This is a genomic window from Bradyrhizobium sp. (assembly GCF_030693485.1).
GTDB lineage: Bacteria > Pseudomonadota > Alphaproteobacteria > Rhizobiales > Xanthobacteraceae > Bradyrhizobium.
The window spans coordinates 1-22,159 of the sequence record NZ_JAUYAN010000035.1 but is presented as its reverse complement, the minus strand read 5'-3'; the positions used below and the strand labels follow the sequence as shown (position 1 = coordinate 22,159).

Below are 22,159 nucleotides of genomic sequence, written 5' to 3'. Positions count from 1 at the left end.
TCAGCGCGAAAGGCAGCATCAGCTCGCGGTCGATGACTTTACCTCGGCCAATGGCCTGACGCCGCAGCGGGCCGAGCCGTTGCTGGCTCGCGCCATCAGCTATCTCGCGATTGACAAGATCAAGGAAGCCGCCGCCGATCTCGACGAGGCGGTGCAGGCCGACCCGCAAAATGCGCAGATCTGGACAACGCGAGGACTGGCCTATGAACGTCTCGGCGACAAGGCCAAGGCCGCCGCCTCATATGGCCGCGCCATCGCCATCCGCCCCAGGGACGAGACCGCGCGAAGCGGTCTGGCGCGCCTCGGCGGCTAACCGGCAAGCGCCCCAACGTGGCTTCGGCTACTTCGGCAGCACCACATGAAACACCGACTTGGCCGCCGACAGAACGTCTTCAGCTGTGGTGCGGACCCGCGCTAATGGCCCCGAGCCCTCGGCGCGCACCAGCGGTCCCGATGCCTCGGCCTGCAAATCGAGCGGGGGTGACGGGATGTCGGCCGGCGGCGTCGGCCGGCGGGGACCATCGTTCCGTGCAGCGGCGGCATAAGGCGGCTTCATCTCCTGATATCCCGTCGTCGAATCGGCGGCCTCATGCGCGGGCATCGAGACCACGACCGGCGGCGGCAGCGGCCGGATGGCAGGCGCCAACACGACACGGGGAACATCCGGGACGCGAGCGGCCTCCGGCGCACGGGCCGCGTCGGGGATGCGGGCGGCTTCCTGCGGCCGCGGCGAACCATCGTTCGAACCGCGCAGTCGGTCGATCGCCGCGCGGGCAAGATCGTTGGCATCGCGGCGCTCTTCCGATGCGCTCGCGGCCTCGGCCGGCGCAGGCGCCGATGCCACCGGCGCGGCTTTGGCGGCCGTCTTTTCACGCGGCGCAATCTGGGGTCGCCGCGTCTCGGCCGGAATGGAAGCGGTCTCCGTCGGCCTCTCGGCGACATGCTCTGCGGATTTCTCTGGTTTCTCTTGCGACCTTTCCGCGGCGGCCTTCTCGAGGACCGCCCGTTCCGAGATCCCCTTCGCCTTCACGCCCGGGCCCCGGGTGTTGACGATTTCGACGGACGTGTCGGACGATTTTTCAATTGTCTTGACGTCGACCTTGGCCGCCGCGGGAGCGGCCTTCGGATCGACGGTCGAAACCACCGCTGCGGCGGGCGTCGCCGGGGCGGGCTTGCTGACGATGTAATGATTGACGATGTAGGCCCCGATCACGGTCGCAGCCACCGACGGCAAAATGTCCACCGTAAATTTCGTCAGATACTTTTTCAGCATACCGGCACTCCCGCAGCTGATCTGATGCGGGAACTTTGAGGCGCATTGAGGGATCAACTGCGACAGATCGGTGGCAATCTGCCGATCCGGCATAACGATCCGTTCACGGCAGCGTCAAGCCGCCGATCATGAACTCGACCGGGAGCTCAGGGCTTCAGCTCGACTTCCAGGAACACGATTTCGCTTGCAGATTCGTTGAGCACGTCATGCTCGACGCCGGCTTTGCGGAAATAGGATTTTCCCACCGCAAGTTGCGCCTTGGAGCGCGCCCCATTGGGCGCCACGATGGTCATTTCGCCCGAGGTTACGGGAACGATGACATAGTCCATCCCGTGGGTGTGATGGCCAGTGGCGCTGCCCGGCGCCAGCCGCCACTCGGTGACCCGGACTTCGGGCGTATCGACCTGAACGTCTGATTTGGCACTGATCATTCTTGTTACTCCAGGGAATTACGGCACGAACACCAGGAACACGAACACCGCAAACACCACCATGTGCACCAGCCCGAACAGGATGTTGGTGCGGCCGGTGCCGAAGGTGAGCATGCTCAGGATGAACGTCAACAGCAGCAGCACCATGCCCTGCTCATTCAGCCCGAGCACCAGCTGCTTGTCCAGCGCCCAGGCCGCCACCGCAACGGTCGGCACCGTCAGCCCGATCGTCGCCAGCGACGAGCCGAGCGCGAGGTTAATGCTCTTCTGCAGATCGTTCTTGCGGGCCGCGCCGATCGCGGCGACGCCTTCCGGCAGCAGGATCAAGAGCGCCACCAGAACGCCCGCAAACGCCGGCGGCGCGCCGATCCGGGCGCTGACGACATCGACCACGAGCGAGAACTTCTTCGCCAGCAGCACCACCGCCAGCAGCGAGAGCAGCAGCAGCACGGCGCTCAGGGCCAGCATCCGGTTCGAAGCGTGCGTCCCGCTCTCCGCGGCCTCGGCAGCTGCGCTGACGAAGTAATCGCGATGCCGATAGGTCTGGGTATAGAGGAACACGCCGTAGAGAATGAGGGTAACGATGCTGACAAAACCGAGCTGGGCTGCCGAATAACTCGGTCCCGAGGTGGTCAGCGTGTAGTTGGGCATGATCAGCGTGATGGTCGCCATCACGAACAGCACGCTGAGATACAGGTTGGAGCCCGTGACCTGAAAATCCTGCTCGCGGTAACGCAGCCCGCCGATGAAGATGCAGATGCCGACCAGTCCGTTGCAGACGATCATCACCACCGCGAACACGGTATCGCGCGCCAGCGTCGGCACCTCCTTCTCGCCGAGCATGATGGTCGCGATCAACGCGACCTCGATGATGGTGACCGCCAGCGTCAGCAGCAGCGTGCCATAGGGCTCGCCGATCCGCTCCGCGATCATTTCCGCATGATGGACTGCCGCAAACACCGTACCGAACAGGATCACCAGGAGGACAGCGGCGAAAACCAGCCCGGCGGGTGAAGGCGTAAACGTAAAGTCCAGCGCGGTGACGCCTGCGAAAAGCAGAACCGCCAGCAGCGGAAAAATCCAGGCCGATCGCGGCATCGGGCCGTGCGAACTCATAATGTTATCCCCTGGAACCTGCGAAACCGCGACGATCGGACCCTAGCATCTATCGGCCGCCCGCGGCGCCGATGAATCGCCGTACCGTTGCCGTCGCACCATAGGCGTCCAGATCGTTGTGATCGCCTTCGGGGAACCGAACGAACTGTTTCGGTTCCGGAGCCAGCGCGAACAGGCGCTCGCCGAAGACGATCGGAATCGTTCCATCGCGCGCGCCATGCATGAACAACAGCGGAGCTTTCACCCTGACAATGCGCTGGTCGGAGTGAAACGGATCCCGCATCACGAGACGGACCGGGAAGATCGGAAACGCCGACGCGGCAACCTCGGCAATCGATGCGTAGGATGCTTCCAGAATCACCCTGCCGACCGGCTGTTCCGCCGCCAGCGCCACAGCGACGCCGCTGCCGAGCGAAAAACCCCAGACGGCAATTCTGTCCGTACTGTACCGCGCGGTGGTGAAGGCATAGGCCGCAGCGGCATCGCTCAGCAGGCCCTGCTCGCTCGGATGTCCGCTCGAGCCGGCATAGCCGCGATAGGACAGCGCGACGACGCCAGTGCCGTCAGCGATGACATCGCGAAAGCGGCCGAAGAGCCCGGCGAGAAAATCGCCGTTGCCGTGAAAGTAAAGAATGACGGGATGCCCCGGCTTGGCCGGATGGTGCCAGACGATGACCTTCTCGCCGTCATCCGTGGTCAGCAGATGTTCCTCGACGGCCGGAAAGCCGGCAGCGGCCGGTGGCGTGCGCACGGTCTGCGGAACCGGAAACAGGAACGAGCGCTGCAGCAGGAACAGCGCGGCAAGGCCGCCGAGATAACCGACCGAAACGACGATCAGGAGCCATTTCAGGACGGTCATGATTTTCCGTAGGCGGCTTACATCCCCTTGACGATGTTCTCGGTCATCTTCTTGGCGTCGCCGAGCAACATCATGGTATTGTCGCGGTAGAACAGGGGATTGTCGATGCCGGCATAGCCTGACGCCAGCGAGCGCTTGATGAACATCACGGTGCCGGCCTTCCAGACCTGCAGCACCGGCATGCCGTAGATCGGCGAGGTCTTGTCGTCCTCGGCCGCCGGGTTGGTGACGTCGTTGGCGCCGATCACGAAGGCGACGTCGGCCTGGGCGAACTCGGAGTTGATGTCCTCGAGCTCGAACACCTCGTCATAGGGCACGTTGGCTTCGGCCAGCAGCACGTTCATGTGGCCGGGCATGCGGCCCGCCACCGGATGGATGGCGTACTTGACCTCGACGCCTTCCTTCTTGAGCTGGTCTGCCATTTCGCGCAGCGCATGCTGCGCCTGCGCCACCGCCATGCCGTAGCCGGGCACGATGATGACCTTCTGCGCGTTCTTCATGATGAAGGCCGCATCGTCGGCCGAGCCCAGTTTCACCGGACGCACTTCGCCGCCGCCCGCGCCAGCCGCGGCAGTCTCGCCGCCGAAGCCGCCGAGAATGACCGAGATGAAGGAGCGGTTCATCGCGTGGCACATGATGTAGGACAGGATCGCGCCCGACGAACCGACCAGCGCGCCGGTGATGATCAGCGCCGAATTGCCGAGCGTGAAGCCGATGCCGGCGGCGGCCCAGCCGGAATAGGAATTCAGCATCGAGATCACGACCGGCATGTCGGCGCCGCCGATCGGGATGATCAGCAGCGCACCGAGCGCCAGCGCGATGATGGTGATGAGCCAGAAATCGAGCGCCCCGCCCGTCATCACGAGACGAACGACAAACACCACCAGCGCCACGCCGAGTGCGATGTTGATGATGTGACGTGCCGGCAGGATGATGGGAGACCCACTCATCCGGCCGGACAGTTTGGCGAATGCGATTACCGAGCCGGTGAAGGTCAGCGCGCCGATGGCGACGCCGAGCGACATTTCGATCAGGCTGGCGGCGTTGATCTGGCCGGGCTTGCCGATGTCGAAGGCCTCCGGCGCATAGAACGCGCCGGCGGCGACCAGCACCGCGGCCATGCCGACCAGCGAGTGGAACGCGGCGACCAGTTCCGGCATCGACGTCATCGGCACCCGGCGCGCAATCACCGCGCCAATACCGCCGCCAATGGCGACGCCCAGGATCACCAGCACCCAGGCGAGGCCGTCCGCCGGCGGATGGCTCGCGATCGTGGTGGCGATCGCGATCGCCATGCCGATCATGCCGAAGAAATTGCCCTGGCGGGATGTCGCGGGACTGGACAGCCCTCGCAGTGACAGGATGAACAGCACACCCGCCACGAGATACAGTACTGCAGCCAGATTGGCGTTCATCTCAGGTCCCCTTTGTCATCGTCACCCCGAGGTGCACGCCGCTCACTTGGCCTTCTTCTTGTACATCGCCAGCATGCGCTGGGTGACAAGGAAGCCGCCGAAGATATTCACGCAGGCGAAGATCAGTGCGACGAAACCGAAGCCCCGCGCCCAGCCGCTGCCGCTCGAAATCATGGGAACGCCGACCGCGAGCAGCGCGCCGACCACGATCACCGAGGAGATCGCATTGGTCACCGACATCAGCGGCGTATGCAGCGCGGGGGTCACCGACCACACCACGAAATAGCCGACGAACACGGCGAGCACGAAAATCGAAAGCCGGAACACGAAGGGATCGACGGCCTGCGCGATATGATCCATGGCGGCTCTCCTTATGCTTTCGGCTGGAAGTTCGGATGAACGACGGCGCCGTCTTTGGTCAGCGCGGTCGCCTTGACCAGTTCATCGTCCCAGTTCACCGCGAGCGCCTTGGTCGATTTGTCGACCAGCGTCTCGATGAAGTTGAACAGATTGCGGGCATACAGGCTCGAGGCCGAGGCCGCGACGCGGCCCGCGACATTGGTGTAGCCGACGATCTTGACGCCATCGAGATCGGCGACTTCGCCGGCTTTGGCGCCCTCGACATTGCCGCCACGCTCGACCGCGAGATCGACCAGCACCGAACCCGGCTTCATCGACTTCACCATCTCCGCGCTGATGAGCTTCGGTGCCGGGCGGCCCGGGATCAGCGCGGTGGTGATGACGATGTCCTGCTTCTTGACGTGCTCGGCGGTCAGCGCGGCCTGCTTAGCCTGATACTCTTTGGACATTTCCTTGGCGTAGCCGCCGGCAGTCTGGGCGTTCTTGAACTCTTCGTCCTCGACGGCGAGGAACTTGGCGCCGAGGCTTTCGACCTGTTCCTTGGTCGCGGGGCGCACGTCGGTCGCGGTGACGACGGCGCCGAGGCGCCGTGCGGTCGCGATCGCCTGCAGGCCGGCGACGCCGACGCCCATCACGAACACCTTGGCGGCCGGAATGGTGCCGGCCGCGGTCATCATCATCGGAAAGGCCCGCCCGAAGGCTTCCGCCCCTTCGATCACGGCGCGGTAGCCGGCGAGATTGGCCTGGCTGGACAACACGTCCATCGACTGGGCGCGGGTGATGCGCGGCATCAGTTCCATCGCAAAGGCCGAGACGCCGGCGTCCGCCATCGCCTTGAGCGCCGCGTCGTTGCCGTAGGGATCCATGATGGCGATCACCAGCGCACCGCGCTTGTAGCTGGAAAGTTCGCTGGCCTCGGGCCGCCTCACCTTGATGACGATGTCGGCGTCCTTGAGCGCGTCTGCGCTGACGGTGGCGCCGGCCGTGGTGAACTCGGAGTCCGGCAGGCCGGACTTGACGCCCGCGCCCGGCTCGATCGCGATATCGACGCCCAACGCCTTGAATTTTTTCACCGTGTCGGGCGAAGCGGCGACCCGCGGCTCGGACGGATCGATTTCCTTGGCAACGGCAATCTTCATGGGGCCTCCGGCGGCGCGGGCAACGCGCGCGCAAGCAAACTAGCGCTTATTGCGTGGGGATGGATACCCGGTTTTGCGACCGGAAGCCGGGCAATTTTCCGACCGCCGCCGGATGGGCGGCGATCCGGGGCAGCGCTCAGGTCAGGAAAATCGCCATCATGGCAACGATGAAAATAACGGAAGCCGTGCCGTATTTCACCAGCATGATGAACCCTTCATAGGTCTGCTCATGGGCCGGGTAATCGTTGCCCTCGGCGGTCGTATAGGCCACGTCGTGATGCTCTGCCATCGGTATCCCCAGTCAGGTTTCGGTTATGGCGTGGGAAGTACCGCAAACCGCCCGGAAGGGCAACGGCGGCGGGCGTTTTGTGCACCTGTGGCCGCCCGTTACTTGCCCGGCCCGGCCGGCCAGTTGTCCCTGATCCAGCGGGTCAGGCTCTCCTCGCTGACCTCCCCGGCAGCGAGGGAGAGGATGATTTCCGCAGCGTGAGCCGGGTCAGGTGCAAAGGGAATGGCGTTGCTGCGCAGAAAGACCATCATAGCGTGAAACGCGATACGCTTGTTACCATCGACGAAAGCATGGTTGCGGGCGAGGCCGAACGCGTAGGCTGCCGCTAGCGCAGCCAAATCGGTTTGTCCGTAGTGCCATTGGTTAACCGGCCGCAAGATCGCCGACTCCAGAAGGCCGCGATCTCGAATGCCTTCCGGTCCGCCAAAAATCGCCAGTTGCTCTGCATGCATGTCGATGACTTCATCGACTTCGAGCCAGATTGGCTCGGTCATTTTGCAAGCGCGGCAAAAGTATCGCGATATTCGTGCATGATTTTGCGGGCGATTTCCATCGTTCGCGCATGCTTCGGGTTAAAGGGCGACAACCGCAGGCTGCCATCCGGTTGCTCGACCGGATAGAATTTGTCGCCTTCCTTGAGGTTCAGCCGTGCCAGCAACTCCTTCGGCAGAATTACTCCGACCGAATTTCCGATCTTGCGGATTTGGAGTGCAGTGCTTTCAATTTTCAGATCGCGGGCGGCTTCGGTCATGGTCAAACTCCGTTGTACGGAATGTATAACACGCAGATCGTGTGCGTACAACAGATGTTTTACGGCGGAAAGGCTAATCGACCACGAAATCGAACAGCCCGGCGAGCCATCCCGCATTCTTGGCGGTGCGCACCAGCAACTCCTTGCGAAACAGGCCGTCGGAACGGTTCTGCGACTCACCCGGGAAATAGAGCTGGGTGGTCAGCACGCGGCCGCCTGATGGCTGCACCTTAACATGGATGTGGCGGGTGCGGCCGGGATAGACGCCCGGCACGATGCTGCGCAACCGGTAGCGCCCTTCCGCGTCGGTGAACTGATGACCGCGCAGGCGGAAACCGGAATTGTCGTAGCGGCCCTTGTCGTCGGCCTGCCAGAAATCCAGCAAGGCTCCGGCGCGGGGTTTGCAGGCGCGGGAGAGCACGAAGCCGACCAGTTCGATAGGCTGTCCCGGCATGCCGGTTTCAAGCAGTTCCACCCGCTCGGGAGAAGAGGGTTTGAAGAACGGCCCTTCGGTCTGCCGCAAGGTGGCTTCATCGCCGTCGTGGCAGGCCGGCGTCGGGGGAAGCGGAGCCTGGGCGGCGGCGCGATCGATCGTGAGCCATGAGCCGGCCGCAAAGACACCGGCTCCCAGTACCGCGCGGCGCGTCGGCGTGTCCGTCATGAGCGACCTCGTCAACCCATCGTTTCCAGTTCGTCGATCATCCCGGAGATCACCGACAGCCCGCCATCCCAGAATTTCGGGTCCCTGGCGTCGAGCCCGAACGGCTTCAGCAACTCGGAATAATGCCTGGTGCCGCCGGCAGCGAGCATCGCCAGATAGCGCTCGGCGAATCCGTCGGCGGCGTTTTCGTAGACCGCATAGAGCGCGTTCACCAGGCAGTCGCCAAACGCGTAGGCGTAGACGTAGAACGGCGAATGGATGAAATGCGGGATATACATCCAGAAATTCTCGTAGCCGGGGCGGATGTCGATCGCAGGTCCGAGGCTCTCGCCCTGCACGCTGAGCCAGATTTCGCCGATCCGCTCCGCGGTCAATTCGCCGTTCTTGCGCTCGGTGTGGATGGCGCGCTCGAACGAATAGAACGCGATCTGCCGCACCACGGTGTTGATCATGTCCTCGACCTTGCCGGCGAGCAGCGCCTGCCGCTGCCTGGCGCTCCTGGTCTGCGCCAGCAGCCGCTTGAAGGTCAGCATCTCGCCGAACACGCTGGCGGTCTCCGCCAGCGTCAGCGGCGTCGGCGCCATCAGCGCTCCATTTTTGGCCGCCAGCACCTGATGCACGCCATGGCCGAGTTCATGAGCGAGCGTCATCACGTCGCGCGGCTTGCCCTGGTAGTTCATCAGCACGTAGGGGTGCGCCGACGGCGTGGTCGGATGCGAGAAGGCGCCCGGCGCCTTGCCGGGCCGCACTGGCGCATCGATCCAGCGATCGGTGAAAAACCGCTCGGCGATATCGGCCATTTCCGGCGAGAAGCCGCGGTAGGCCGACAGCACCATCTGCCTCGCCTCGGGCCATGCGATGGCGCCGCTGGCGGCGAACGGCAGCGGCGCGTTGCGGTCCCAATGAGCCAGCTTCTTCTTTTTGAACCAGCCGGCCTTGAGCTGATAATAGCGATGCGACAGTTTCGGGTAGGCCGCCCGCACCGAGCCCACCAGCGCATCCACGACCTCGCGCTCGACACGGTTGTTCAAGTGCCGGGAGTCCGCGACATCCTGGAAGCCGCGCCAGCGGTCGGAAATTTCCTTGTCCTTGGCGAGCGTGTTGGTGATCAGCGCGAAGGTCCGCTCATTGGCCTTGAAGGTTTTCGCCAGCGCCTGCCCCGCCGCCTTGCGCTTTTCGCCCGCGCGGTCCTGCAGCAGGTTCAGCGTCGGCTCGATCGCGAGGTCCTTGCCGGCGACCTTGAAGCGCAGGCCGGAGATGGTCTGATCGAACAGCCGGTTCCAGGCGGCATAACTGCTCTGGGATTTTTCATGAAAAAGCTGCTCGACGCGATCCTCCAGCTGATACGGTCTGTCCTTGCGCAGATCCTCGAGCCAGGGGCGATAATGCGCCAGTTCGGGCACAGTCATCGCGCGTTCGATCACGGCATCGTCGACGCGGTTGAGTTCGAGCGCGAAGAACAGCAGATGCACCGATGCATTGGTCAGCCGCTCGGAGACGTCGCCGTAGAATTTCGTGATCGCGGGATCGACGCTGTCTCCGGCGTGTACCAGCCCGGCATAGGAACCAAGACGGCCGGCGACATCGTCGATCGCCTCGTAGCGCCTGACGGCCTCGGCGAGCCACAAGCCGCCGCCCTCGCCGGCGGTTCGTTCCGCGAGCTTGCCCTTGTAGTCGGTCTCGAACGCGACGCATTCCGCATCCATCCTTTGCAGGTCGCGGGTAATTTCCGGCGCGTCGATCCCGGCATAGAGATCGGCCAGATTCCATTCCGGCAGCCTGGCTGATCGTGGTTTGCCGGAAGATTTGCGCTTCGCCCTCGTCGCAGCTCCCTTGCTCGATCCGGGTTTGCGGGACGCCCCGTTGGCGCGGGATATCGCAGATCTGGTGGTCATGAATGCTTTCAAACTTGGCTTTGCCTCAGGCGAAAAGCAGCCGAAACAATTCCGGCTCATCGTACAACAAAAGATGCTTGGTGAATGCCGCGGGTTCAAGTCCCACTGGGTGGCCCCTTCTGCTGGAACCCGGCTGAACCCGCTCCAACCTGGGAGACGAACGTGTAATATTTGAGGCCGATGAGAGCGGCCTGTGACGGCTGCGTCCGACCGCGCGGCATCAGACAATCTTCCTCGGGCTTTTTCACGGATATCGGGCTTCCGGCGCCAACCACACTGTGGCTTGTCCGCCAAGGGCTCTTGATGTTCTGCACGTTTCATGTTTATGAATTATCCAACCTGAATTGATCAGCAGGGCGACTTTTCGTCGTTCCAGACCATCACGTCCAAGCCCCGGGCCCCTCTGGCAGTTCAAGCGAACTGCGATGTCGGATTGGACGCATAACGGAGGGCGCTCCCTTGACCGAGATTTTTTCCAACGCAGCCCTGACGGCATTTTTCCAAGTCGTGATGATCGATCTGGTGCTGGCCGGCGACAATGCGATCGTCATCGGCCTTGCAGCCGCCGGCCTGCCCAAGGACCAGCGCAACAAGGCGATCCTGATCGGCATTATCGCCGCCACCGTCCTGCGGATTGCTTTCGCCAGCGTCACGGTTCAACTGCTGCAGATCATCGGGCTGCTGCTGGCCGGCGGTGTCCTCCTGCTCTGGGTCTGCTGGAAGATGTGGCGCGAGTTGCGCACACCGTCACATGATGTCGACGAAGCGTTGTCGGGAGAGGACACCAACGCCGACGGCAAGGTCGCCGGACAGAATCGCAAGACCCTCGGCCAGGCCATCTGGCAGATCACTCTCGCCGACGTGTCGATGTCGCTCGACAATGTGCTGGCAGTCGCGGGTGCGGCCCGAGACCATCCGTATATCCTGGTATTCGGTTTGGCCCTTTCCATTGCCTTGATGGGCCTCGCCGCCAATTTCATCGCGAGCTTGCTGCAGAAACATCGCTGGATCGCCTATGTCGGCCTCGCGATCATCCTCTATGTGGCGGGCGACATGTGCTACCGCGGTGCATTGGAGGTTTGGGCCAACGGCAAGGCTTAAGCAGGCGTTAATCGGCATCGGCCAGAGTGCCCCGATTCGAGACAGAGTAACTCGCGGGGAATGCCATGACTGCGACCATTTTGATTGCCGATGACGATGCGGTAGCACGCCGCCTCGTCGAAAACATGGTGCAGAAATGCGGCTATGAGACGGTCGTCGTCGACAGCGGCGACGCCGCCATCGCCGCGCTGACCGCAGTCGACGCGCAAGCCATCGATGCCGTGGTGCTCGATCTGGTCATGCCGGGCCTCGACGGCATGGGCGTACTCGCCAAGATCCGCGAAGCCGGCCTCAACATCCCGGTCATCGTGCAGACCGCCCATGGCGGCATCGACAATGTGGTATCGGCGATGCGCGCCGGCGCCCAGGATTTCGTGGTCAAGCCGGTCGGCGTCGAGCGGCTGCAGGTCAGCCTGCGCAACGCGCTCAACGCCAGCGCGCTGAAGGGCGAATTGCAGCGCATCCGCCACGCCAAGGAAGGCCGGCTGACGTTTGCCGACGTCGTCACCCGCAGCGAAACCATGGCCGCCGTACTGCGCACTGCGCAGAAGGCCGCCGCCTCGACCATTCCGGTATTGATCGAAGGCGAGTCCGGCGTCGGCAAGGAATTGTTCGCGCGCGCCATTCACGGCAGCGGCGAACGCAAGGCCAAGCCGTTCGTCGCCGTCAATTGCGGCGCGATCCCCGACAATCTCGTGGAGTCGATTCTGTTCGGCCACGAGAAGGGCGCCTTCACCGGCGCCACCGAACGCCATCTGGGCAAATTCGTCGAAGCCTCCGGCGGCACGCTGTTTCTCGACGAAGTCGGCGAGTTGCCGCTGGCGGCGCAGGTCAAGCTGCTGCGCGCGCTGCAGGAAGGCACCGTCGAGGCGGTCGGCGGACGCAAGCCCGTCAAGGTCGACGTCCGCATCGTTTCAGCTACCAACCGCAAGCTGCTCGACCACGTCAAGAACGGCAAGTTTCGCGAGGACCTGTTCTATCGCCTGCACGTGCTGCCGCTGACGATCCCTCCCTTGCGGATGCGGCGCGAGGACATTCCGCATCTGCTGCGGCACTTCCTGGCGAGGTTCTGCGCCGAGGAGAACCGCCCGATCACCGGCATCAGCGGCGAGGCGATGGCGCATCTGTGCCAACTTGAATGGCCCGGCAATATTCGTCAGCTCGAAAACGCGGTCTATCGCGCCGTCGTCATGAGCGACCACGACCAGCTCGGGCTTGCCGATTTTCCGGTAAGCGCAGCGCAGTCGGCACCCGCACCTGACGAGCGCAACCGGCATGCCGAACCCCTGATCGTCGGACCTGCTTTCCATTCGACCGTGCCCACCATGGTATCCGGTAGCGAAATACCGATCGCCCCCTTGCCGTCAGCCGGGACGCTGGCGATGCTGACAAGTTCAGGCGAAATGCGACCGCTCGAGGAGATGGAAAGCGAGATCATCCGGTTTGCGCTCTCACATTACCGCGGCCAGATGTCCGAGGTGGCACGACGGTTGAAAATCGGCCGCTCGACGCTCTATCGCAAACTTGACGACGCAGCCGCCGACGATCCGGCATCAGGCGGCGCGGACGAGGCAAGCTGAACGACAGTCGGATTGTGGCGAAGCGGTGTCCGTAACGCGAAGGCCGCTGACACGGAACATTTGAACCGTTGCCTGACGGTGACAGACAAAGGCAAAAGAGCGTGGCAAAAGCGCGCAATCCGTTGCAAAGGGGATCCTTTGAAGTCAGTTTCTCGTGAGTTGCCCCGCGTGGCGCTGGCTGCATCAACGGGGCACAGGTAGCGTCTGCGTATGAATCGTGGCGTGCAGGCGTAACGACTCGAGAAAGGTCTGGAGCAGCGTTCAGGAGCGAACCAACCACCTGACTGAATATTGCTTCAAGACAACCAGGCCGGCGCTTCAGGCAAACGATACTATCAAGAACTGTTCCAATGCCGGGGCAGTTTCGCCCAAGGGGTGTGACGATGCGAGACCGTTCGAAGAACCGTGCTGGTTATGACCGCGTGCTGATGGCTGTCGCGGCTACCTTCCTCACGGTGTCCGCGACCTCAGCATTGGCGCAGGCCGGTCCGGCCCGTAGCAGTGCGGCGGAACTCGCGATCGACGCCGCGATCCCGCGTCCCGAACCCGCCAATGTGCCGCCCCCGACCGCCAGCGATTTCAAGCTGGACTCCACCGCGTCGGTGCCCGATCCGTCGAAAGTCACGACCACCGAGAAGGCAGCCGAGCCCAAACCTGCCGATGTCGTCACCGCGCCCGCCGCCCCGCCGCCAGCTGCGGCCGCCGTCACGCCGGCTCCCGAGCCGGTCAAGGCCGCGAGCGTCGTCTCCTCGGCAGACCAGCCCGTCGCCGACAAGCTTCGTGAATTGATGGGCGCGAAGGCATCGCGCTATTTCGATCGCAAGGGCGAACGGGCCGCGGTCGAGAAGTTTTATGCCGCGCGCGAATTTGCGCCGCTGTGGACGCAAAGCGGCAAGGCGACAGCCAGCGCCAGGGGCGTCATCGCGCGGCTCAAGGATGCCGCCGCGGAAGGCTTGAACGCGGCCGACTATCCGGTGCCGGATTTCGCCGCGGCGGCAACGCCCGACGCGCTGGCGGAAGCCGAGCTGAAACTGACCGCCAGCATGCTGGACTATGCCCGCCAGGCGCAGAGTAGCCGGATGCACTGGTCGCAGGTCGCGTCCGACATCCTCTATCCCGAACACCCGACCGACCCCGCCGAAGTGCTTGCGAATGTGACGACCGCCAAGGATGCGGCGGCAGCACTTGAGGGCTACAATCCTCCCCACAAGCTCTACAAGGATTTGAAGACCAAGCTGGCCGAACTGCGCGGTCAGGGCGAAGGACCGTTGATGCAGATCGCGGAAGGCCCGCCGCTCGCCTTCAAGGCCGCCACCAAGAAACAGCCGGCGGTCACGCCTGAGGATCAGCGCGTGCCGCAACTGCGCGCCAAGCTCGGTATCACCGAAAACCCCGATGATACCAAATACGACGCCAAGGTCGCCGCGGCGGTGCGCAAGTTCCAGGAAGGCGTCGACATCAAGCCGACCGGTGTGCTCGACGACAGGACCGTCAGGGCCATCAACAGCCCGAAGCGCGACCGCCAGATCGATACCGTGATCGTCAACATGGAGCGCCTGCGCTGGCTGCCGCGCCAGCTCGGCGCGCCGGCGCTCAAGGATGCCTACGTGATCCTCAATGTTCCCGACTTCACGCTCAAGGTGATGCAGAAGGGCGAGCAGGTTTGGACCACCCGGGTGGTGACCGGAAAGCCGGGCAACCAGGCCACGCCGATGATGACCGAGACGATGAAGTTCATCACCGTCAATCCGACCTGGAACGTGCCGCCGTCGATCATCTACAATGAATATCTGCCGGCGCTGCAGCAGGATCCGACCGTGCTGCAACGCATGGGCCTGAAGCTTGAACGCGCTCGCGACGGCAGCATCCGCATTTCGCAGCCGCCCGGCGAATCCAATGCGCTCGGCCGCATTCGCTTCAATTTCCCGAACAAGTTCCTGGTCTACCAGCACGACACCCCGGACAAGCATCTGTTCGCCAAGGAAGAGCGCGCCTTCAGCCATGGCTGCATGCGGGTACAGAATCCGGATCAGTACGGTGCGACCCTGCTCAACATCGTGTTGCCGAACGAAAAATACACGGCGGAGAGAATCCGCAGCATGTATGGCCGCAGCGAGATGAACATCAATTTCCCGACGCCGGTCCCGGTCCACCTCACCTATCAGACCGCGTTCGTGGACGACGCCGGCAAGTTGCAATTTCGCAAGGACGTCTACGGCCGCGACGCCAGGATGATGCCGCTGCTCAAGAACTCTGGAAACAGGGATCTGGAGAACGTCGTCGCCCATGCCAATCCGAGCTACGTGCGGCCGAACAGCTCGTCGTTGCCCTCCAACGTCGCCTTCAACAGCGACTTCGGCAGCTCCGGCCCTTCATTCTTCGAGCGTCTGTTCGGCGGCCCGGCGACACCCCCCGCCCTCGTTGGCCGGCAGCAGCAGCAGCGGCGGGTGATCACCCGCTAATCCCTGCCGTTTCCGACGTTTCGACTAAATTCCTGAACGAAATCAGCGTTCTCGCCAGACCGGCGGGATCGCTTTAACGTTAACCATTCTCCACCCCAACTTAGCCAGCGGGCACTTTTTCGCCACACTCAGCGGGTTAGGTTACCGGTGACTTGGGGGGTGGGATAAAAACTCAATCAACCCACCCGGCTTTAAGACTGTGTTAACGCTCTTTCGCCACATGGGGTAGCGGAAGGGTTCCTCGATCCTCTGGGTGGGCTCATACGTGCTGGCTGGTTTCGCACGCCAATTCAACTCGCTGTCGCTTTCGAAGGCCGGCTGTCACGCTGGCGTGGCATCCTTGTTGCTCCTGGCGGGAGCCGGCTCCGTAAAGGATGCGACCGCTCTCAACGAAACCCGCACCCTCTCGTTCCACCACACCCATTCCGAAGAAGATCTCACCGTCACCTTCAAGCGTGACGGGCGCTACGATGAAGAAGCGCTGAAGAAACTCAACCACTTCCTTCGCGACTGGCGCAGCCAGGATCAGACCACGATGGACCGTCGCCTGTTCGACATCCTCTGGGAGGTCTATCGCGAAGTCGACGGCAAGAAATCCATCAACATCATCTCGTCCTACCGCTCCCCCGCCACCAACTCGATGCTTCGCCGCCGCTCCTCGGGAGTGGCCCGCAACAGCCAGCATGTGCTCGGGCAGGCGATCGATTTCTATATTCCGGAAGTGCCGCTGGAGCGGGTTCGCCACGCCGGGCTTCGCCAGCAGCGCGGCGGCGTCGGGTTCTATCCGACCTCCGGATCGCCTTTCGTCCATCTCGATACCGGCAGCGTCCGGCACTGGCCGCGCATGAACCACGACCAACTGGCCCGGGTATTCCCCGACGGCCGCACCGTGCATCTTCCGACCGACGGCAAACCGCTCAAGGGTTACGAACTGGCCCTTGCCGACATCGAAAAACGCGGATCCGGCCAGGAGGTTTCCAGCAAGGGCAAGCCAGGCCTGTTCGCCAGCCTGTTCGGAAGCAGCAAGTCGAACGACGAGGAAGACGAGGGTGCCAGCGCTCCCGCCGTCCGTGGCAAGCCCTCCCCGGCCAACGTGATGGCCGCAGCCGCCCCCGCCAAACCCGCCGACCCGGTTCCGATGCCGCGCGCAAAGCCCGTTGGTTCGACGTTCCAGCTGGCGTCGGCCGACGCCCAGATCGCGCAGCCCGCGAAACCGAAGCAGGCCGCATCGGCTGACAAGGGCGAAGCAAGACCGCAAACGCCGGCCGACATCATCAATGCCCGCGGCTTCTGGGATGCGGCGCCGAAACAGGCCACTCCGGCGCAGATCGCAGCCATCAGCGCCCGCAACGCCGTCAATTCAGCCAATCCGCAAGCGACCGCCAGCGTCACCGAAGTGTTCAACAGGGCGCTGGCCTACGCGCCGGCCGCCTCCTCGCCGGTCGATCGCGCCAATATCGTCGCTGCCAGCGCGCCGATCCCCCGCAGCGCCCGCCCAGCCCGCAACCCGCTGGTCGCCCCGACGATCGATACGGTGGTCGCCAAGGGACAGCAGGGCCAGCCGAGCGTAGTTACGACCGCGACGCGAATGACCGCTTCCAGGGGTAACGATGCCTGGATGCGCGTCATGATCCTGGCGCCGAGTGCCACGACCTCGATGTCGGCGACGGTGCTCGGCGATTCCGACTTGACCGTGATGCGCGCCCATTTCGTCAAGCCGCAGGCCATCGTCGCGATGGGCTTCTCGGAAGATCCGCAGCTGGGACTGATCTGCGAGCGCTTTACCGGATCGGCCACCGCCAGGCTGGCGACGCAATCCTTCGTGGTGCGGACCGCCGCGCTGCGCTGAGCCGGATCGTCATTGCCGGGCTAAAGCGCGAAGCGCGTCTTCGCACCGAATGGCGCGGCACCCCATCCACCTCGCAGGAATCCTTTTGAGGATTGATGGATACGCGGATCAAGCCCGCGTATGACACCGTCATCCTCACAGCATTCCCAGCGCCTGCATGTAGGTTTCCAGGATGGTTTCTTCTTCCGCCCGCTCATTGGCGTCCTGCTTGCGCATGCGCACGATGGTGCGCAGCGCCTTGACATCGAAGCCGTTGCCCTTGGCTTCCGCGTAGACGTCGCGGATATCGTCGGCGATGGTCTTCTTTTCTTCTTCAAGCCGTTCGATGCGCTCGATGATGGCCTTGAGCTGGTCTTTCGCGAATTTCGTCGCGGGCTCGTCCTGGACGGCAGCGGCTGAGGTGGCCATCGGGTACTCCTGAATGAACTGATGTTGAGCTGTGAGCAGAGCGCCGCACGCTTTCCACGCACCGCATTCCGGAATGACCCTCATGAGTGCGGTGCCTTGCGTCAAGGCAACATCGCGCTCATCCACAGCGCGCCCACAGGGAATAAAGATCCCGTTCTGAGGAGCGCGCCCTGTTGGGCGCGCGTCCCGAAGGATGGATGCAACACGCGGACTCGCGGCCATCCTTCGAAATGCCGCGCCAGATGGCGCGGCTCCTCGGGATGAGGTGGGAGTGGCGAGACTCAATGCCCGCTATGGCTCTTTTTCATCGCCTCGAGCTGCTCGGGGGTGGCGGCGCCCTGATAGGTTGACTTCCAGGTTTCGTAGGGCATGCCGTAGACCGCCTCGCGGCTCTCGTCCCTGGTCATGGCAGCGCCCTTGGCGTCGGCCTCTTCCTTGAGCCAGTTGGACAGGCAGTTGCGGCAGAACCCCGCCAGGTTCATCAGGTCGATGTTCTGGACGTCGGTACGCGAACGCAGATGCTCGACAAGGCGCCGAAAGGCCGCCGCTTCGAGTTCCGTTCTGGTTTTGTCGTCGATTGCCATGGCCGTATTCCCTTCCCCGGGGTGATCTTCGTTATTAGGTGGGAGTTGTCACAGATTTTGCCATATCGCAGCGCAAACAGGGAGCTTGAGGCGGAATTTTACTGCCTTTGGGCCTAAAAGGCGGTTGCGGCGTTGACAGCCGCCGATGGCCTACGCGAAATCATCAAGGACCTGATATAGCTTCATTAAATGATCGCAAGCGATTCCCACCGTCGCCATTCCATTCGCGCTCGCCTGACCGCCGGTTTGTTCCCGGCGCTGGCGCTTGCGGTGACATGCCTGTGGAACGGTTCAGCCGCGGCGGACTTCCGTCTCTGCAACAATACATCGAGCCGGGTCGGCATTGCGCTCGGCTACAAGGATGCCGAGGGCTGGACCACCGAGGGCTGGTGGAACGTATCGTCGCGAAGCTGCGAAACCCTGCTGCGTGGCACGCTCGTCGCGCGATTCTATTATCTCTACGCACTGGATTACGACCGGGGCGGCGAATGGTCGGGACAGGCATTCATGTGTTCGCGCGACAAGGAATTCACCATCAAGGGCACCGAGAATTGCCTGGCGCGCGGGTTTGACCGCACCGGTTTCTTCGAGGTCGATACCGGCGAGCAGCGCGCCTGGACCGTGCAGCTGACCGAATCCAACGAAACCCCTTCGCAGCGCCTGCCCGGGATGCCGAATGCGCCGGGCGGACCCGGAGGCCTTCCGGGGATGCCGGGCGGGTCTGGATTGCCGCCAGCGCCCGGAAGCAAACAATGAGACGCCTTCGCCGCATCAAGATCCTGGCAACGCTTGGCCCCGCCTCTTCCGACAGCGCGATGATCCGCAAGCTGTTCGAGGCCGGCGCCGACCTGTTCCGCATCAATATGAGCCATACCTCGCACGACACCATGCGCGAACTGGTCAAGACCATTCGCAATGTCGAGAGCAGTTACGGCCGCCCGATCGGCATCCTGGTCGATCTTCAGGGTCCGAAACTCCGGCTCGGATCCTTCGTCGAGGGCTCGATCCAGCTCAAGAACGGCGAAAGCTTCGTGCTGGATTCGAACAAGGCTCCCGGCGACAACACCCGCGTCCACCTTCCGCATCCGGAAATTCTGGCCGCACTTCGGCCGGGCCATGCGCTGCTGCTCGACGACGGCAAGGTGCGGCTGATCGCGGAAGAGAGTTCGCCGGAGCGTGCCGTTACCCGTGTCGTGATCGGCGGCAGGATGTCGGACCGCAAGGGCGTCAGCCTGCCCGACACCGACCTGCCGGTCTCGGCGATGACGCCGAAGGATCGCGCCGACCTCGACGCCGCGCTGGTCACCGGAATCGACTGGGTCGCGCTGTCCTTTGTGCAGCGCGCCGAGGACGTCCTCGAGGCCAAGAAAATGATCCGCGGCCGCGCCGCCGTGATGGCCAAGATCGAAAAACCGCAGGCGATCGACCGGCTGCCTGAGATCATCGAGGCTTCCGACGCGCTGATGGTAGCGCGCGGCGATCTCGGCGTCGAACTGCCGCTGGAACGGGTGCCGAGCCTGCAGAAACAGATGACCCGGATGGCGCGGCGCGCCGGCAAGCCAGTGGTGGTCGCGACGCAAATGCTGGAATCGATGATCCAGAGCCCGGTGCCGACCCGCGCCGAGGTCTCCGACGTCGCCACCGCCGTCTACGAAGGCGCCGACGCCATCATGCTGTCGGCAGAATCGGCGGCCGGCAAGTTTCCGGTCGAGGCGGTCTCGACCATGAACCGGATCGGCGAGGAAGTGGAGCGCGACCCGACCTATCGCGGCGTGCTCAATGCGCAGCGCGCCGAGCCGGGGCCGACCGTCGGCGACGCCATCGCCGACGCCGCGCGGCAGATCGCCGAAACGCTCGACCTGTCCGCGATCATCTGCTGGACCAGTTCGGGCTCGACCGCGCTGCGGGTCGCGCGCGAGCGGCCGAAGCCGCCGGTGGTCGCGATCACGCCGAATCTGGCGACCGGGCGCAAGCTGTCGCTGGTGTGGGGCGTGCATTGCGTGGTCGCCGAAGACGCGCAGGATCTCGACGACATGGTCAGCCGCGCCGGCAGCATCGCCTTCAGGGATGGATTTGCGAGAGCCGGCCAGCGCGTCATCATCGTGGCCGGCGTACCGCTGGGCGCGCCGGGCACCACCAACATGCTGCGCATCGCATCGGTCGGCCCGGACGGCGACGCGGATATGTGAGGGACGCCACACCCAATCTTTACCCGCCGCCGATACCCAGAAGCCTGCATGGGCGATTCCCGTCGCCACCCCGGCAGCAAAGCCGGTTTGCCCTGGAGAACATGATGCGGTCCGTCATTCGCAACTCTGGCTTCGCACTGCTATTTGCGATCACTTTGATTTCCACGAGTTCGCGGGCGCAGGACAAGGGCCCGATAAAGATCGCATCCGGGGTGACCTACGAATTCCTGGAGCGCTGGGATATCGGTCGCCTGAACCAGATTCTCCAGACCGATACGCCGAAATTCTCCGGCATCCCGGTGACCTACACGCCGGCCCGCAATGCAGTCCGGCTCTACCGCGTCACCTATTCTTCGGAGATCCCGGAGCGCGGCAACAAGCCGACCCTCGCCACTGGACTCCTCGCCGTTCCCGACACCAGGGACACGACCTTCCCGATGGTCTCCTACCAGCACGGGACCGTGTACGGAAAGCAGCAGGTCCCGTCCTTTGCAGAGCAATCGCCGGAAACCCAACTGATGATCGCGCAGTTCGCGGGACAGGGATATCTCCTGATCGGCGCCGATTATTTCGGCCTTGGCCTGTCTGACGAGCCCGAAGGCTACATGGTGAAGGCGAGTCACCAACAGGCGAGCTATGACCTCCTGACCGCAAGCCGGGCCGTGCTGGGCCATTTGAGACTGGACAGTACCAAACTCTTCCTCGCCGGTTGGTCACAGGGCGGGTTCGTCACGATGGCATTCCTGCAGAAGCTCGAAAGCGCCGGCGTGACCGTGCAGGCGGCGGCCACGGCGAGCGCGCCCGTCGACGTTTTCGTCGCGCTGAACGGCCTTCTCAATTTCCCGAGGAAGAACGATGCGGCCTGGGTACCCACCCTGTTCATCCTGTCGTCGTTCGCCTTCGAGCACTATTACGGTGTGCCGGGACTGGCGCGTTCGCTCCTCAATGACGCCTATTACGACGTCTCGCGCAAGGCGTATGAGCGGCAGCCTTTCGAGGCCGCCGACGTCCCGACCGACCTTCGCAAGCTGATACGGACCGAATATTTCGATCCGCAGTTCTTCGCGGCGTCAGCCTATGGCCGACTCGTGGCGCAGACCGAGGCCTACCGCTGGCTCATCAAGTCGCCGGTCCGGAATTATTACGGCGAGGCCGACGAGGCCATCAGCATCGGCCTGGGCCAACTGGCGATGACCTATCAACAGGCGATCGGAAACGGCAACCCGCAGGTCGAAGCGATTTCGACCGGGCAGACCAGCCACCGCGGCACCTTCGCGCGCGCCGTGCCGCAATGGAAGAACTGGTTCGACGCACCCTAGATCCGGCCCGCACCAGGAGAGCACGGCAGAGTCGTCGCTGGGTCCGCGGGACCTATCGCCGCGTGGCGGAAGCTCTACGCGCCGACCAGCGTCTTGCCCGGCAGCACCGCCTGCACCACGAGGCCGCGGGCGCGGGCGTCCATCACGCCGACGGCGCGCAGCGCCAGCAGCGTCACGGTCTGAACGGCATCGCGCAGCTTGGCGGCGTCTTCCATGTTGTCGGGTGCCAACGGCCCGACCAGCGATTCATGCAGGGCGCCAAGCAGCGCCGAGGCGGCCAATGCCGTGTCTTGCGCCGGCAGATGCCCGGCGCGAACCGCGGCGTCGATTCGCGCGGCGATCTCGCCGGCGATCTCGCGTCGGCTGGCCAGCCGGGAGGCGGTGACGTCGACATCGACCGGCTCGGCCAGGATGCCCCAGGCGAGCTTGCGCTGCGACAGCACATGCACCGCCACCGTGGTGACGGCGGCCGCCAGTG

Annotated in this window: 22 protein-coding genes and 1 pseudogene; 8 read left to right on the top strand and 15 right to left on the bottom strand. The window is 63.7% G+C overall.

Translation table 11 applies throughout. The features are described from left to right. Nucleotides 1-313: tetratricopeptide repeat protein (locus tag Q8N40_RS02695; protein ID WP_305710708.1), on the top strand; the 313-nt coding region annotated here is incomplete at its 5' end. 27 nt (nucleotides 314-340) lie between these two features. On the opposite strand, the gene Q8N40_RS02690 is transcribed toward Q8N40_RS02695, so the two are convergent. From Q8N40_RS02690 to Q8N40_RS02635, 12 genes are all read right to left on the bottom strand, one after another. Beyond that, nucleotides 341-1,273 (bottom strand): hypothetical protein, encoded by a 933-nt coding sequence (locus Q8N40_RS02690; protein WP_371135594.1) that lies wholly within the window; start codon nucleotides 1,271-1,273, stop codon nucleotides 341-343. A 146-nt stretch (nucleotides 1,274-1,419) separates the two neighbouring features. Beyond that, on the bottom strand, nucleotides 1,420-1,704 hold the full coding sequence (locus Q8N40_RS02685; RefSeq protein WP_305710707.1) for a cupin domain-containing protein: 285 nt from the start codon (nucleotides 1,702-1,704) through the stop codon (nucleotides 1,420-1,422). An 18-nt stretch (nucleotides 1,705-1,722) separates the two neighbouring features. After that, nucleotides 1,723-2,820 carry a calcium:proton antiporter gene (locus Q8N40_RS02680; RefSeq protein WP_305710706.1) on the bottom strand — a complete coding sequence of 366 codons (1,098 nt, stop codon included), beginning with the start codon at nucleotides 2,818-2,820 and terminating at the stop codon, nucleotides 1,723-1,725. Nucleotides 2,821-2,869: 49 nt separating this feature from the next. Then, nucleotides 2,870-3,679 carry an alpha/beta hydrolase gene (locus tag Q8N40_RS02675; protein WP_305322219.1) on the bottom strand — a complete coding sequence of 270 codons (810 nt, stop codon included), beginning with the start codon at nucleotides 3,677-3,679 and terminating at the stop codon, nucleotides 2,870-2,872. Between the two features lie 17 nt (nucleotides 3,680-3,696). After that, nucleotides 3,697-5,094: an NAD(P)(+) transhydrogenase (Re/Si-specific) subunit beta gene (locus tag Q8N40_RS02670; protein ID WP_305322220.1), complete on the bottom strand. Its 1,398-nt coding sequence runs from the start codon at nucleotides 5,092-5,094 to the stop codon at nucleotides 3,697-3,699. A 42-nt stretch (nucleotides 5,095-5,136) separates the two neighbouring features. After that, nucleotides 5,137-5,454, bottom strand: a complete 318-nt coding sequence (locus tag Q8N40_RS02665) for a proton-translocating transhydrogenase family protein (RefSeq protein ID WP_304739568.1) — start codon at nucleotides 5,452-5,454, stop codon at nucleotides 5,137-5,139. An 11-nt stretch (nucleotides 5,455-5,465) separates the two neighbouring features. Further along, nucleotides 5,466-6,593: a Re/Si-specific NAD(P)(+) transhydrogenase subunit alpha gene (locus Q8N40_RS02660; protein WP_305710705.1), complete on the bottom strand. Its 1,128-nt coding sequence runs from the start codon at nucleotides 6,591-6,593 to the stop codon at nucleotides 5,466-5,468. 136 nt (nucleotides 6,594-6,729) lie between these two features. Continuing rightward, a complete protein-coding gene (locus Q8N40_RS02655; protein ID WP_305322222.1) occupies nucleotides 6,730-6,882 on the bottom strand; it encodes an aa3-type cytochrome c oxidase subunit IV in 153 nt (50 codons plus the stop codon). 98 nt (nucleotides 6,883-6,980) lie between these two features. Beyond that, on the bottom strand, nucleotides 6,981-7,376 hold the full coding sequence (locus Q8N40_RS02650) for a type II toxin-antitoxin system death-on-curing family toxin (RefSeq protein WP_305322223.1): 396 nt from the start codon (nucleotides 7,374-7,376) through the stop codon (nucleotides 6,981-6,983). Further along, the gene (locus Q8N40_RS02645; RefSeq protein ID WP_305322224.1) at nucleotides 7,373-7,633 is read right to left on the bottom strand and encodes an AbrB/MazE/SpoVT family DNA-binding domain-containing protein; all 261 of its coding nucleotides are present in this window, start codon (nucleotides 7,631-7,633) and stop codon (nucleotides 7,373-7,375) included. Before Q8N40_RS02645 ends, Q8N40_RS02650 begins: the two co-directional genes overlap by 4 nt. Nucleotides 7,634-7,706: 73 nt before the next feature. Continuing rightward, on the bottom strand, nucleotides 7,707-8,294 hold the full coding sequence (locus Q8N40_RS02640; RefSeq protein WP_305322225.1) for an intradiol ring-cleavage dioxygenase: 588 nt from the start codon (nucleotides 8,292-8,294) through the stop codon (nucleotides 7,707-7,709). An 11-nt stretch (nucleotides 8,295-8,305) separates the two neighbouring features. Then, the gene (locus Q8N40_RS02635) at nucleotides 8,306-10,189 is read right to left on the bottom strand and encodes a M3 family oligoendopeptidase (protein ID WP_305322226.1); all 1,884 of its coding nucleotides are present in this window, start codon (nucleotides 10,187-10,189) and stop codon (nucleotides 8,306-8,308) included. 459 nt (nucleotides 10,190-10,648) lie between these two features. Between Q8N40_RS02635 and Q8N40_RS02630 the strand changes: the two genes are divergently transcribed. The 4 genes from Q8N40_RS02630 to Q8N40_RS02615 all read left to right on the top strand — a co-directional run bounded on the left by Q8N40_RS02630 (nucleotide 10,649) and on the right by Q8N40_RS02615 (nucleotide 17,181). Beyond that, nucleotides 10,649-11,290 carry a TerC family protein gene (locus Q8N40_RS02630; RefSeq protein WP_305322227.1) on the top strand — a complete coding sequence of 214 codons (642 nt, stop codon included), beginning with the start codon at nucleotides 10,649-10,651 and terminating at the stop codon, nucleotides 11,288-11,290. 65 nt (nucleotides 11,291-11,355) lie between these two features. After that, nucleotides 11,356-12,870: a sigma-54 dependent transcriptional regulator gene (locus Q8N40_RS02625; protein ID WP_305710704.1), complete on the top strand. Its 1,515-nt coding sequence runs from the start codon at nucleotides 11,356-11,358 to the stop codon at nucleotides 12,868-12,870. A gap of 383 nt (nucleotides 12,871-13,253) precedes the next feature. After that, nucleotides 13,254-15,332 carry a murein L,D-transpeptidase gene (locus Q8N40_RS02620; protein ID WP_305322229.1) on the top strand — a complete coding sequence of 693 codons (2,079 nt, stop codon included), beginning with the start codon at nucleotides 13,254-13,256 and terminating at the stop codon, nucleotides 15,330-15,332. A gap of 253 nt (nucleotides 15,333-15,585) precedes the next feature. Then, the gene (locus tag Q8N40_RS02615; RefSeq protein WP_305710703.1) at nucleotides 15,586-17,181 is read left to right on the top strand and encodes a DUF882 domain-containing protein; all 1,596 of its coding nucleotides are present in this window, start codon (nucleotides 15,586-15,588) and stop codon (nucleotides 17,179-17,181) included. Between the two features lie 135 nt (nucleotides 17,182-17,316). Here the strand turns inward: Q8N40_RS02615 and Q8N40_RS02610 are convergent, their stop codons facing one another. Both Q8N40_RS02610 and Q8N40_RS02605 read right to left on the bottom strand, forming a co-directional pair. Continuing rightward, complete coding sequence (locus Q8N40_RS02610; protein ID WP_305710702.1) at nucleotides 17,317-17,589, bottom strand: DUF2312 domain-containing protein; 273 nt, start codon at nucleotides 17,587-17,589, stop codon at nucleotides 17,317-17,319. A gap of 281 nt (nucleotides 17,590-17,870) precedes the next feature. Beyond that, nucleotides 17,871-18,173: a DUF1244 domain-containing protein gene (locus tag Q8N40_RS02605; protein ID WP_305710701.1), complete on the bottom strand. Its 303-nt coding sequence runs from the start codon at nucleotides 18,171-18,173 to the stop codon at nucleotides 17,871-17,873. A gap of 189 nt (nucleotides 18,174-18,362) precedes the next feature. Between Q8N40_RS02605 and Q8N40_RS02600 the strand changes: the two genes are divergently transcribed. The 3 genes from Q8N40_RS02600 to Q8N40_RS02590 all read left to right on the top strand — a co-directional run bounded on the left by Q8N40_RS02600 (nucleotide 18,363) and on the right by Q8N40_RS02590 (nucleotide 21,681). Beyond that, a complete protein-coding gene (locus Q8N40_RS02600) occupies nucleotides 18,363-18,929 on the top strand; it encodes a DUF1036 domain-containing protein (RefSeq protein ID WP_305710700.1) in 567 nt (188 codons plus the stop codon). Continuing rightward, nucleotides 18,926-20,362, top strand: coding sequence for a pyruvate kinase (pyk, locus tag Q8N40_RS02595; RefSeq protein WP_305322234.1), 1,437 nt, complete (start codon nucleotides 18,926-18,928; stop codon nucleotides 20,360-20,362). The genes Q8N40_RS02600 and pyk overlap by 4 nt, the downstream gene beginning before the upstream one ends. Before the next feature lie 101 nt (nucleotides 20,363-20,463). After that, complete coding sequence (locus Q8N40_RS02590) at nucleotides 20,464-21,681, top strand: alpha/beta hydrolase family protein (RefSeq protein ID WP_370870973.1); 1,218 nt, start codon at nucleotides 20,464-20,466, stop codon at nucleotides 21,679-21,681. Between the two features lie 74 nt (nucleotides 21,682-21,755). Here the strand turns inward: Q8N40_RS02590 and Q8N40_RS02585 are convergent. Further along, nucleotides 21,756-22,159, bottom strand: a pseudogene (locus Q8N40_RS02585) (TetR/AcrR family transcriptional regulator); the annotation flags it as partial.